The organism is Streptomyces sp. NPDC007157, from assembly GCF_040634235.1.
Classification (GTDB): Bacteria; Actinomycetota; Actinomycetes; order Streptomycetales; family Streptomycetaceae; genus Streptomyces.
In genome coordinates this window covers 78,751-91,116 of the sequence record NZ_JBEYFE010000020.1, presented here as the reverse complement: position 1 = coordinate 91,116, position 12,366 = coordinate 78,751, and the positions used below count along the sequence as shown (strand labels likewise).

Annotated in this window: 9 protein-coding genes; 2 read left to right on the top strand and 7 right to left on the bottom strand. The window is 70.5% G+C overall.

The window, feature by feature from the left end:
• Position 1: 1 nt before the first annotated feature.
• The 3 genes from galK to galT are packed head-to-tail and all read right to left on the bottom strand — an operon-like array spanning position 2 to position 3,176.
• On the bottom strand, positions 2–1,156 hold the full coding sequence (gene galK / locus ABZ642_RS31330) for a galactokinase (RefSeq protein WP_360489930.1): 1,155 nt from the start codon (positions 1,154–1,156) through the stop codon (positions 2–4).
• Positions 1,156–2,118 (bottom strand): UDP-glucose 4-epimerase GalE, encoded by a 963-nt coding sequence (gene galE, locus ABZ642_RS31325; protein WP_360489928.1) that lies wholly within the window; start codon positions 2,116–2,118, stop codon positions 1,156–1,158. Before galE ends, galK begins: the two co-directional genes overlap by 1 nt.
• A complete protein-coding gene (gene galT, locus ABZ642_RS31320) occupies positions 2,118–3,176 on the bottom strand; it encodes a galactose-1-phosphate uridylyltransferase (protein ID WP_360489926.1) in 1,059 nt (352 codons plus the stop codon). Before galT ends, galE begins: the two co-directional genes overlap by 1 nt.
• A gap of 136 nt (positions 3,177–3,312) precedes the next feature.
• On the opposite strand from galT, the gene ABZ642_RS31315 reads away from it, so the two are divergent.
• Both ABZ642_RS31315 and ABZ642_RS31310 read left to right on the top strand, forming a co-directional pair.
• Positions 3,313–5,025 carry a sodium:solute symporter family protein gene (locus ABZ642_RS31315; RefSeq protein ID WP_360489924.1) on the top strand — a complete coding sequence of 571 codons (1,713 nt, stop codon included), beginning with the start codon at positions 3,313–3,315 and terminating at the stop codon, positions 5,023–5,025.
• Positions 5,026–5,052: 27 nt separating this feature from the next.
• Positions 5,053–5,385 carry a hypothetical protein gene (locus ABZ642_RS31310; RefSeq protein ID WP_360489922.1) on the top strand — a complete coding sequence of 111 codons (333 nt, stop codon included), beginning with the start codon at positions 5,053–5,055 and terminating at the stop codon, positions 5,383–5,385.
• A gap of 9 nt (positions 5,386–5,394) precedes the next feature.
• Here the strand turns inward: ABZ642_RS31310 and ABZ642_RS31305 are convergent, their stop codons facing one another.
• The 4 genes from ABZ642_RS31305 to ABZ642_RS31290 all read right to left on the bottom strand — a co-directional run bounded on the left by ABZ642_RS31305 (position 5,395) and on the right by ABZ642_RS31290 (position 12,307).
• Positions 5,395–6,084 (bottom strand): response regulator transcription factor, encoded by a 690-nt coding sequence (locus tag ABZ642_RS31305; protein ID WP_360489920.1) that lies wholly within the window; start codon positions 6,082–6,084, stop codon positions 5,395–5,397.
• A gap of 293 nt (positions 6,085–6,377) precedes the next feature.
• Positions 6,378–8,126: a PQQ-binding-like beta-propeller repeat protein gene (locus ABZ642_RS31300; RefSeq protein ID WP_360489918.1), complete on the bottom strand. Its 1,749-nt coding sequence runs from the start codon at positions 8,124–8,126 to the stop codon at positions 6,378–6,380.
• 69 nt (positions 8,127–8,195) lie between these two features.
• Positions 8,196–10,007 carry a PQQ-binding-like beta-propeller repeat protein gene (locus ABZ642_RS31295; RefSeq protein WP_360489916.1) on the bottom strand — a complete coding sequence of 604 codons (1,812 nt, stop codon included), beginning with the start codon at positions 10,005–10,007 and terminating at the stop codon, positions 8,196–8,198.
• A gap of 497 nt (positions 10,008–10,504) precedes the next feature.
• A complete protein-coding gene (locus tag ABZ642_RS31290; RefSeq protein WP_360489914.1) occupies positions 10,505–12,307 on the bottom strand; it encodes an ABC-F family ATP-binding cassette domain-containing protein in 1,803 nt (600 codons plus the stop codon).
• Positions 12,308–12,366: the final 59 nt, after the last annotated feature.

The window sequence follows — 12,366 nt, the reverse complement described above, 5'->3', positions numbered from 1 at the left end:
CTCAGCTCTCCCGGCGGGCGCCCGCCGACGGCACCGCCTCGAACGTCCGGGGCGCCTTGAAACCGGCCGCCGCGAACGCCTCCTCGACCGCCTTGGTGATCGTGTCGACGTCGGACACCTCCGCGAGGACGATCGCCGAGCCGCCGAAGCCGCCGCCGGTCATCCGGGCGCCCAGGGCGCCGGTGGCGAGGGCGGTGTCCACGACCAGGTCCAGCTCCGGGCAGGAGATCCGGAAGTCGTCGCGCAGCGAGGCGTGGCCCTCGGTGAGGACCGGTCCGATGGCGCGGGTGTCGCCAGCCTCCAGCAGGGCGACGACGCGTTCCACGCGGTGGTCCTCGGTGACCACGTGCCGGACCAGGCGTCGTACCTCCTCCTCGTCGCCCAGCCGGTCGAGCGCCGCGCCGAGGTCGTCGTAGGCGATGTCCCGCAGCGCGTCCACGCCCAGCAGGGCCGCGCCCTTCTCGCAGCCGGCCCGGCGCTTGCCGTACTCGCCGCCGCTGTGGGCGTGCTTGACCTGGGTGTCGACCACCAGCAGGCGCATGCCCTCGGCCGCGAGGTCGAAGGGGATCTGCTTCTGCGACAGGTCCCGGGTGTCCAGGAACAGGGCATGGCCGTGCTCGCAGCAGGCGGACGCCGTCTGGTCCATGATGCCGGTCGGCGCCCCGACGTAGACGTTCTCCGCGCGCTGGCACAGGCGGGCCAGCTGCCAGCGGGCCAGGCCCAGTCCGTGCAGGTCGTCGAGGGCGAGGGCGATCACCACCTCCAGGGCCGCGGAGGAGGACAGGCCGGCGCCGGTCGGGACGGTGGAGGACAGGTGGACGTCGGCGCCGGTGACCGGGTGGCCGGCCTCGCGCAGCGCCCAGACCACGCCCGCCGGGTACGCCGTCCACTCGTGGTCGGTGCCGGGTTCCAGGGCGTCCAGGGCGAGTTCGACGACTCCGCCCTCGATGTCGGCGGAGTGCAGGCGCAGCAAGCCGTCGGTGCGGCGGGAGACCGCGGCCGTCGTCACGTGCGGCAGCGCGAACGGCATCACGAAGCCGTCGTTGTAGTCGGTGTGCTCACCGATCAGGTTGACCCGGCCCGGTGCCGACCAGACCCCTTCGGGCGCGGTTCCGTAGAGCTCCGTGAAACCGTCCCGGACCTGCTGTGCCCCCACTACTGCTCCCTAGAGACGTGCTGTGCGAACTCCCAGGCGTCCGCGACGATTCCCGCGAGGTCCGCGCGGGTCGGGTTCCAGCCCAGCTTCTCCCGGGCGGTGGCCGCCGAGGCGACCAGGACGGCCGGGTCGCCGCCCCGGCGCGGGGCCACGACCTCGGGGATCGGGTGGCCGGTGACCTGGCGGACGGTCTCGATGACCTCGCGGACCGAGAAGCCCTCGCCGTTGCCGAGGTTGCAGATCAGGTGCTCGCCGGGCCGTGCGGCCGTCAGGGCCAGCAGGTGGGCGTCGGCCAGGTCGGCGACGTGGATGTAGTCGCGGACGCAGGTGCCGTCGGGCGTCGGGTAGTCGTCGCCGAAGACGGAGACGGCCTCCCGCCTGCCCTGGGCGACCTGGAGGACCAGCGGGATCAGGTGCGACTCGGGGTCGTGGCGCTCGCCCTGCGCGCCGTACGCGCCGGCCACGTTGAAGTAGCGCAGGGAGACCGCGCCCAGGCCGTGGGCGGCGGCCTCGCCGGTGATCATGTGGTCGACGGCGAGCTTGGTGGCGCCGTACGGGTTGGTCGGCTTCGTCGGGGCGGTCTCGACGATCGGGACCTGCTCCGGCTCGCCGTAGGTGGCCGCCGTGGAGGAGAAGACGAGCGTGCGGACGCCGGCCTCGCGCATCGCGCCGAGCAGCGCCATGGTGCCGCCGACGTTGTTGTCCCAGTACTTCTCGGGCTTCACGACCGACTCGCCGACCTGGGAGAACGCGGCGAAGTGCAGCACCGCGTCGTACGAGGAGTCGAGCCACTTGGCGGCGTCGCGGATGTCGCCCTCGACGAAGGCCGCGCCCGCCGGGACGCCTTCCCGGAAGCCCGTCGAGAGGTTGTCGAGGACGGTGACCTCGTGGCCCGCCTCCAGCAGGTGCTGGGCCACCACGCTGCCGACGTAACCCGCCCCGCCCGTCACCAGGTACTTCATCAACTCGCTACCTCTCGCAGTCGCTCGGCCGCGCGCTCCGGCGGCACGTCGTTGATGAACACGTTCATGCCGGATTCGGAACCCGCGAGAAACTTCAGCTTGCCGGACGTTCGGCGGATGGTGAAAAGCTCGAGGTGCAGCGCGAAGTCGTCGCGCGTGACCCCCTCGAACTCCTCCAGCGTCCCGAACGGCGCCTGGTGCCAGGCGGCGATGTAGGGCGTGGGAGGTTCACCCTCACCGAAGATACGGTCGAAGCGCCTCAAGAGTTCCAGATAAACCTGGGGGAACTCTGAGCGTGCCGCCTCGTCGAGACCGAGCAGGTCGGGGACGCGGCGCTTCGGGTACAGGTGGACCTCGTAGGGCCAGTGTGCCGCGTACGGCACGAAGGCGGCCCAGTGTTCACCCTCAAGGACGACGCGCTCGCCGGCGAGTTCATGCGCCAGGACGGCGTCGAAGAGGTTCTCCCCGCCGGCCGCCTCCTTGTGGGTCGCGAGTGAACGCAGCATCAGCGCGGTGCGGGGGGTGGTGAAGGGGTAGGCGTAGATCTGGCCGTGCGGGTGACCGAGCGTCACGCCGATCTCCTCGCCGCGGTTCTCGAAGCAGAACACCTGCTGGACGGAGGGGAGATGGGACAGTTCCGAGGTCCGGTCGGTCCACGCGTCCAGGACCAGGCGCGCCTGCTCCTCGGTGAGGCTCGCGAAGGACGCGTCGTGGTCCGAGGTGAAGCAGACCACCTCACAGCGCCCGGAGTCGCCGGCCAGCGAGGGGAAACGGTTCTCGAAGACCACCACGTCGTACGAGGAGTCCGGGATCTCGCTCAGCCGGTCGCCCCTGGTCGGGCAGAGCGGGCACTGGTCGGCCGGCGGGTGGTAGGTGCGGCCCTGCCGATGCGAGGCGATGGCGACCTGGTCGCCGAGCAGCGGGTCCCGGCGGATCTCGGAGGTGGTGTGCGTCCGCTCCAGCGGCCGGCGGTCCACCGCGTCCCGCACGGTGTCGTCCCGCAGGTCGTAGTAGATGAGCTCGCGACCGTCGGCCAGCCGGGTCGAGGTCTTCTTCACTGCGGACTCCCGAAAATCGAGCGTTGTTCGAGTCAGCCAACCATCAAACAGAACCGAACACACCAAAACACAACTCACCAGGTGAGTCAACATCGCAATCAATCAAGGTGAGACAACAAAAGTGTTGAATTACTGGGTGCAAAACCCCACCAATGCCCCTGTATCCCCCACACACCTCGCGACATCCCTGGCGGCGGAGCTGCGGCTCCCCACCAACGGCCTCGACTACGCGATCCTCGCCATCTACTTCGTGGTGGTCCTGGGCATCGGCTTCGCGGCCCGCCGCTCGGTGAAGACGAGCCTCGACTTCTTCCTCTCCGGGCGCTCACTGCCCGCGTGGATCACCGGGCTCGCGTTCATCTCGGCGAACCTGGCCGCCACCGAGATCCTCGGCATGGCCGCCAACAGCGCGCAGTACGGCGCGTACACCGTGCACTGGTACTGGATCGGCGCCATTCCGGCCATGGTCTTCCTCGGCCTGGTGATGATGCCCTTCTACTACGGGAGCAAGGTCCGCTCGGTCCCCGAGATGCTGCTGCTGCGCTTCGACAGAGCCGCACACCTGCTGAGTTCGATCCTGTTCGCCTTCGCCGCCATCCTCATCGCGGGCGTCAACCTGTACGCCCTCGCGATCGTCGTGCAGGCGCTGCTGGGCTGGCCGCAGTGGGTGGCGATCGTGGTGGCCGGCGCGTTCGTGCTGGCGTACATCACCCTCGGCGGCCTCTCCTCGGCCATCTACAACGAGGTGCTCCAGTTCTTCGTGATCCTGGCCGCCCTCATCCCGCTGTCCGTGCTCGGCCTGAAGAAGGTCGGCGGCTGGGACGGCCTGGTCGACAAGCTCGACGCCGCCCACGGCCACAACTTCACCACCGCCTGGGGCGGCACCGGCATCGGCAGTGTCAACCCGCTCGGCGCGAACTGGCTGACCATCGTCCTCGGCCTCGGCTTCGTCCTCTCCTTCGGCTACTGGACGACCAACTTCGCCGAGGTCCAGCGCGCCCTGTCGGCGAAGAACCTCTCCGCCGCCCAGCGCACCCCGCTGATCGCCGCCTACCCGAAGATCTTCATCGTCTTCCTGGTGATGATCCCGGGCCTGGTCGCCGCCGCGCTGGTGCCGGACATCGGCACGTCCGGCTCCGACCTCCAGTACAACGACGCGATCCCGTACCTGATGTCCCAACTGCTGCCCAACGGCGTCCTCGGCATCGCGGTCACCGGCCTGCTCGCGGCCTTCATGGCCGGTATGGCCGCCAACGTGTCGTCCTTCAACACCGTGTTCACGACGGACATCTGGGCGAAGTACGTGGTCAGGGGCCGCGAGGACGCGTACTACGTGCGCTTCGGACGCCTCATCACCGCGATCGGCGTGGCCGCGTCCGTCGGTACGGCGTTCCTGGCGTCGTCGTTCTCGAACATCATGAGCTACCTCCAGACGCTGTTCTCCTTCTTCAACGTGCCGATGTTCGTCGTCTTCATCGTCGGCATGTTCTGGAAGCGCGCCTCGGCGAAGTCCGGCTTCTGGGGGCTGCTCGCGGGGACGGTGACCGCGATGGTCAACTACTTCGTCCTCTACAAGAAGGACATCATCGGCATCCCCACGGACCAGGGCGCCAACTTCGTCTCCGCGATCGCCGGCTTCGTCGCCGGCGCGGTGGTGATGGTGATCGTGTCCCTGTTCACCGCGCCCAAGCCGGAGGCGGAGCTCGCGGGCCTGGTCTACGGCACGCGCTCCCCCGGCATGACCGAGGCGCCCGCGCCCGGCGACGGGGCCTGGTACCGGCGGCCGGCGCTGCTGGGCTGGGGTGCGGTGGTCCTCGCCGCCCTGTGCTACATCCCGTTCTCGTTCTGACCCCGGTCCCGGGAGAATGGAGAGACCATGACCGACGACTCCGGGCACTCCGGATTCCACTACTCCGAGCAGGACGTCCACCGGGAGGTCTCCGAGCTCGAGAGCAGGTCCACGACCGCCGCGCGCATCTTCGATCTGCGGCGGATCATCGGCGGACTGTTCGTGCTGTACGGGATCATCGTCACGATCACCGGGATCACGGACTCGCAGGCCGAGATCGACAAGGCACAGGGGATCAACATCAACCTGTGGACCGGGATCGGGATGCTGTTGCTGGGGGTGTTCTTCCTGGTGTGGCTGTGGCTGCGGCCCACTCCGCCTCCGGTACCGCCTGTGGAGGAAGAGGGGGAGGCGGAGTAGGGCACCCCTTCAGGGGGTCTCCGTCCCGCCGTTCAGAGGCCCGGCCCTGTCGAGCAGTCCGGTACGAGCCGCCAGGGCCGCCGCCTCCAGCCTCGACCCCACCCCCAGCTTCATCAGCACCCGCTGGACATGGGTGCGGGCCGTGCTCGGGGCGATGCCCATGCCCGCGGCGATCAGGCGGGTGTCCTCGCCGTCGGCCACCCGGACCAGGACCTCGACCTCCCTCGGGGTGAGCATCTGGAGCAGGCGCTGGCCCTCGTCGTCGGGCTGGGCGGCGGGGTTGAGCAGTTCACCGAACGCGCCCTGGAGCAGCGCGGGCGCCACGGCCGCCTCACCGGCCCGCGCCTTCATGATCGCCCGCTCGACGCCCTCTATCCGCTCGTCGTGCCGTACGTACCCGGAGGCGCCCGCGGCGAAGGCCGCCGCGATGCCCCGCGGCGACGGCACCGGGCCGAGGACGAGCACGGCGACCTGCGGCCGCTCCCGCTTGATCCTCACCACCGGGTCGAAGATCCCCGGCTCGGCCGGTGTCGCCGTACCCAGCAGGCACACCTCGGGCGCGCGTGTGATCACCAGCTCCGCCGCGCCCGCCGCCGGCGCCGCCGCGGCGAGCACCCGGTGGCCGCGCAGTTTCAGCGCCGAGGCCAGCGCCTCGGCGAGCAGCCGGTGGTCGTCGACCACCATGAGCCGCACTCCCATAGAGCAACCCCCCAGTCCCCCCAATGGATGCCCCACTATGGATGCCCACTGGTCCGCGTGGACAGAGGGCCCCCCGGCACCTCGTCCTTCATGCCCCCGGAAGCTACACGCTTGTTCGACGTTGCGCTGCCCCTACTGATGAGAAGTGCCCCGGATCGGAGGAATCTCTGGCTTTTCTGGTATTCGCGGGTGAAGAGCGGGTGTGGTGCGGTACGCGCCCGGTCCCGCCCCTGAGCAGGGACGGGACCGGAATCACGGGCCGGGTGACACGGGCGTTTCCGCTTGACGAACCGTCAGCCGCCCGTGCCGAACGCGGTGACCAGGTACTCCTTGCCCGACACCGACGAACCGGCGGCGTGGGCGTACACCGCGGACAGGTACAGGCGCCCCTGGGAGTAGAGGACCTCCGCGTTCGCCGGGGACAGGGCGATCTCCACGGCCCTGACCGCCGCGGTCGCCGGGTTCTCCAGCAGCTTGGTCTCCTTGAACGAACCGCCGTCGATACTGACGACCTGACCGCCCTTGTCGTACGGCGGATCCTTGTACGCGATCACATTCGGACCGTCCATGCGCAGCGGCGTGATCGTGCAGTTGTCGCCGGCGTCGGCGCGCTGGCCGGTCTGCTTGCCGGTGGCCAGGTCGAAGGCGACGATCTCGTTGGTCTTCGCGAGGTCCCCGCTGCCGTCGTGCTCCTCGGTCGCCAGGTACAGCCGGTCGTTGCCGACCACCACTCCCTGGCACTTCTCCACCTGGTAGATGCCGTCGCAGCGGGCCGCGTAGGAACTGCCCGGCGTCGAGATACGGGTGCGCAGCCGCCCGGTCGCGTTGTCGACGGAGAAGACGTCCGAGAAGCCGCTGCCGTCGCCCGCGCTGTCGTTGACGTCGGCGGCCACCACCAGCGGGTCGGTCGACACGATGCTCGCGTAGGGGATGCCGGATGTCATCTCGTACTCGGAGACCACCTTGCCGGAGACCGGGTCGATGGTCTGGATGTGCAGCTGCGCGGTGTCGCCGCTGCCGCACCTGCGGACCGCGACCAGTTTGGCGCCGCCGCCGTAACCCGCGTCGTAGCAGGTGTCGGTCGGCTTCGGCTGCCAGCGGACCTTGCCGGACGCGAGGTTGAAGGCGGCGCCGCCGCTGGTGCCGCCGACCGCGACCGTCTGCCCGGCGACCGTCACGTTGTTGAAGTTGACCGGCACGTCACCGGACTTGATCGTCTGCGTCCACAGCTTCTTACCGGCGTTCAGATCGATCGCGGCGACCTGGGTGCAGCCCGCCGTGGAGCCCTTGGGCGGCATTTTCGGCTGGAAGACGACGGCCGTCCTGCCGTCCGCGCTGACGTGTCCGGTGGCGTAGCAGACCGGGCCGGGCAGCGGGACCGTCCACCGCACGGCGCCCGAGTCCGGGTCGTAGCCGGTGATCCGGGCGACGCCGGTCTTCGCGTACACCTTGTCGGTCAGCCAGGAACCGGCGGTGACCGTGGTGTCGTTCGCCGTGGGCAGCGGGACCTGGAAGAGGATCCTGGAGGCCGGGTTCGCGGGCACCTTCTCGCTGCCGCCGCCTCCTCCCTTGCCGCCGGTGCCGCCGCTGCTGGAGCCGGTGGTGTCGTCCTTCTTGCCGTCGGCGCCCGAGGACTTGGAGTACCAGACACCACCGCCGACGATCAGCGCGATCACGACGACCGCCGCGACGATGATGAACAGCGTGGCGTTGTTCCTGCCGGAGGCGGAGCCGGGGGCGGGGGCGGCGGTGGGGCTGCCCGGGTAGCCGTAACCGGGCTGCTGGGCGTAGGGGTTGGCGGGGGTGGGGGGCTGCTGGGTGTACGGGTTCGGGGGCTGGGCGGGGTAGCCGTAGCCGGGCTGCGGGGGCTGGGGCGGCTGCTGCGGGTGGCCGTACCCGGGCTGCTGGGCCGGGGGCTGCTGCGGGTAGCCGTAGCCCGGCTGGGGGGCCGGGGGTACGGGCGGCTGCGGCGGGCCGGCGGGGGCGCCGTAACCGGGCTGCTGCGGGGGCTGGTTGGGCGGTGGCGGAGGCGGCTGGGTCATGACGGGGTACCTCTGGGGACGACGCGGAGGACGGCTGGGGCGGTGTGGTGCGGGACGGGGCGGGTCCGCTCAGTTGCCGAAGGCCATCATCAGCTTCTCCTTCGCGTCGTCGCTGCCGGTCAGCCGCGTGGAGGAGAGGTAGAAGCGCCCGTCGACCCAGTCGACCGCGCCGTCGTAGAAGCCGTCCTCGATGTCGGCGGTGTGCTGCGGGTTCTGCAGCAGCCTGGTGGTGGTGTGGGCGGAGCCGGCGGTCGGGATCGACACGACCTGGCCACCCGAGTCGTACGACGGCCGTACGTACGCGACGAGTCTGCCGCCCTCGACCTTGACCGGGTACATCGACTCGTCCGTCGGGGACTTCGTACGCCACTTCGCCTTGCCGTCGGCGAGGCTGATCGCGACGATCTCGTTGGCACCGCTGTTCGTGTCCGTCGGCAGGTAGAGGGTGTTCGCGTCGACGGCGACGCCCTGGCAGCCCTGGAGGTCACGGGCGAGGATCGCCCAGCCGCACTCGGGGGCGAACTTCTCGTCGACCTTCACCTCGGACCGGAACGTGCCCTTGGCGTCCAGGGTCGAGATGTTCCAGGCCTTCTTCGCCTCGTTGGTCATGTAGACCACGAGCGGGTCGACGGAGTACATCCGCTGGACCGACCAGCCCTTCTTGACCGGCTGGGTCCACTTGACCCTGCCGGTGGCCGGCTCCAGCTCCGAGATCTCGTCGTGCTCGTTGCCGCCGCCGACCCCGCAGGAAGCCACCTCGACCAGCCGGTTCGTGCCGCCCGCGAACGCCGTCGGGAAGCAGGACGCGCCGTACTTCTTCTTGTCGTACAGCTTGTCGCCGCTGCCGAGGTCGTACGCCGTGCCCGACTGGGAGCGGCCCACCATCAGCGTCTTTCCACTGATCGTCAACTCGATGCTGAGCGCGGTGTCGAACAGGCCGCCGTCGGCGACGGTCGCGGTCCAGCCCTTGCGGCCCGTGTCGAGATCGATCTCCTGCAGCTGGTTGCACTTGGCCCGGTCGCTGGTGCCGTTCATGTACGCCACGACGACCTTGCCGTCGGCCGACCGGTCCGGAGTGACCGCGCAGATCTTCTGCGGGAACGTGATCGGGGCCCAGGCGGGGTCGCCGTCGGCCACCTTGTAGGCGAAGACCTGCTTGTACGCCGCCTTCACCGCGGTCCTGCCGGTGATCCACATGCCGGGTGCGTCGGCGCCGGACGCGGGGGCGTCGGGTGCCGACTTGTACCAGAGCACCTTGGCCTCGCCGGACTTGCGGCCCTCGTTGAGGTTCTCCGGGTCCGCACCGCCGTCGCCACTGCCGTCACCCGGGTCGACCGGGGTGTCGGTGCCGGAGGCCTTGGGGTCGTCGGACTGCTGGGCGACCGGCTTCTTGCCGTCGTCCCCGCCGCTGGTCACCGCGTACACGGTGCCGCCGACGACCAGCAGCCCGGCCACGGCCGCCGCGACGACCAGGCCGGGCTTCCCCTTGAACGGGCCGCCGCCCCCGCCCCCGGGCGGCGGAGTGACGCCGGGTGCGCCCGGGTACTGCGGCGGATAGCCGTAACCCGGCTGGGGCGGCTGCCCGTACGGCCCCGCCTGCTGCGGCTGACCGTAAGGGCCGGGCTGCTGCGGCTGACCGTAGGGACCAGGCTGCTGCGGCTGACCGTAGGGACCGGGCTGCGCATACGGTCCCGGCTGCTGCGGATAGCCGTATCCCGGCTGGGGCGGCTGGGCAGGAGGCGGAGGCGTGCCCTGGGGTGCACCGAAGCCGCCCTGAGCGGGCGGCTGTTGCGGGGCGCCGAAGCCACCACCCGCTGCCGGCTGGTCCTGCGGTGCGCCGAATCCGCCCTGCTGCGGCGGCTGACTGGGTGGCTGAGTCATCAGCGATCTTCCCCCGTTACTGATTTTTAGCCACGCCCCGAGGCTCCCGACGGGCCTCAGGCCGTTCTCAGACTGCTCTCAGACGGACCTTTCTATCACTCGGGACCGACAGGCCAAGGACCCTCGTCAGCCCCTGTTCCCAAGGAAGAACCGCGCCGTGATGCGGCCGTTACGCGCCTTCACGCTCCCTTCACGGGGCGCACGCAAGGGGGTTGCACGCGGGGGTGCGACGGGCGGGGGCGGCGCGGGGGTGGGTGGTGCGCGCCGTGGGGTGGCGCGCGTACGCGGCCGATTCACGCCGGTGGGTGGGGGTGGGCGCGCGCCACCACGGGTCGCGCGCCCACCGGAACGGCGCGCACGCGGAGTTGCGCGCCCACCAGCACGGCGCGCACGCCGAACTACGCGCCACCCGGGACCGCGCGCACCCCGAGTTGCGCGCCGCGGGCACCGCGCGCACGCCGAGTTGCCGCGCCGCCCGGCACCGCGCGCACGCCGTGCTACGCGTCCTCCGCCAGCTCCAGCCAGCGCATTTCCAGTTCCTCGCGCTCCCCGGCCAAGTCGCGCAGCTGAGCGTCGAGTTCGGCGACCTTGGCGAAGTCCGTGGCGTTCGCGGCGATCTGGTCGTGCAGCTTGGTCTCCTTCTCGGAGACGCGGTCCAGCTGACGTTCGATCTTCTGGAGCTCCTTCTTGGCGGCACGCTGGTCGGCGGCGCTCCGCTCGGCCGTGGGGGCCTTGGGGGCCACGACCGTGGCGGCGGTCGCCTCCTCCATGCGCTGCCGCCGCTCCAGGTACTCGTCGATGCCGCGCGGCAGCATCCGCAGGGTGGCGTCGCCGAGGAGGGCGAAGACGCGGTCGGTGGTCCGCTCGACGAAGAACCGGTCGTGGGAGATGACGATCATCGAGCCGGGCCAGCCGTCGAGAACGTCCTCCAGCTGGGTGAGGGTCTCGATGTCGAGGTCGTTGGTCGGCTCGTCGAGGAAGAGGACGTTCGGCTCGTCCATGAGCAGGCGCAGCAGTTGGAGGCGGCGACGCTCACCGCCGGAGAGGTCGCCGACCGGCGTCCACTGCTTCTCCTTGTTGAAGCCGAACGTCTCGCACAGCTGCCCGGCGGTCATCTCGCGCCCCTTGCCGAGATCGACGCGCTCGCGCACCTGCTGTACGGCCTCCAGGACCCGCGTGCTCGGGTCGAGCTCGGCGACCTCCTGGGAGAGGTAGGCGAGCTTGACGGTCCGGCCGACGGCGATCCGGCCGGCCGACGGCTGCTCCTCGCCCTCGGTACGCGCGGCCTCGGCCATGGCGCGCAGCAGCGAGGTCTTGCCGGCGCCGTTCACGCCGACCAGGCCGATGCGGTCGCCGGGCCCGAGCTGCCAGGTGACGTGCTTGAGCAGCACCTTGGGCCCGGCCTGGACGGTCACGTCCTCCAGGTCGAACACGGTCTTGCCGAGCCGGGAGGAGGCGAACTTCATCAGCTCGGAGCTGTCGCGCGGCGGCGGCACATCGGCGATCAGCTCGTTGGCGGCCTCGACCCGGAAGCGGGGCTTGGAGGTACGGGCGGGGGCACCCCGGCGCAGCCAGGCCAGCTCCTTGCGGACGAGGTTCTGCCGCTTGGTCTCCTCGGTGGCCGCGATCCGCTCGCGTTCCGCACGGGCGAAGACGTAGTCGGAGTAGCCGCCCTCGTACTCGTAGACGGCGCCGCGCTGCACGTCCCACATGCGGGTGCAGACCTGGTCGAGGAACCAGCGGTCGTGGGTGACGCAGACCAGCGCCGAGCGGCGCTCCCGCAGGTGCTTGGCCAGCCAGGCGATGCCCTCGACGTCGAGGTGGTTGGTGGGCTCGTCGAGGACGAGCAGGTCCTGCTCCTCGATGAGCAGCTTGGCGAGCGCGATCCGGCGCCGTTCGCCGCCGGACAGCGGCCCGATGACGGTGTCCAGGCCCTTGGGGAACCCGGGCAGGTCCAGGCCGCCGAAGAGGCCGGTGAGGACGTCCCGGACCTTGGCGTTGCCTGCCCACTCGTGGTCGGCCATGTCGCCGATGACCTCGTGCCGGACGGTGGCCGCCGGGTCGAGGGAGTCGTGCTGGGTGAGGACGCCGATGCGCAGTCCGCCGGAGTGCGTGACACGCCCGGTGTCGGCCTCCTCCAGCTTGGCGAGCATCCGGATGAGGGTGGTCTTGCCGTCGCCGTTGCGGCCCACCACGCCGATGCGGTCGCCCTCCGACACGCCGAGCGAGACGCCGTCCAGCAGGGCACGGGTGCCGTAGACCTTGCTGACGTTCTCGACATTGACCAGGTTGACGGCCATTTCACTCCTGCGCAGGGGGACGGTCAGCCTCCCAGCGTAATGCGCGCCGGGAGGCCGTC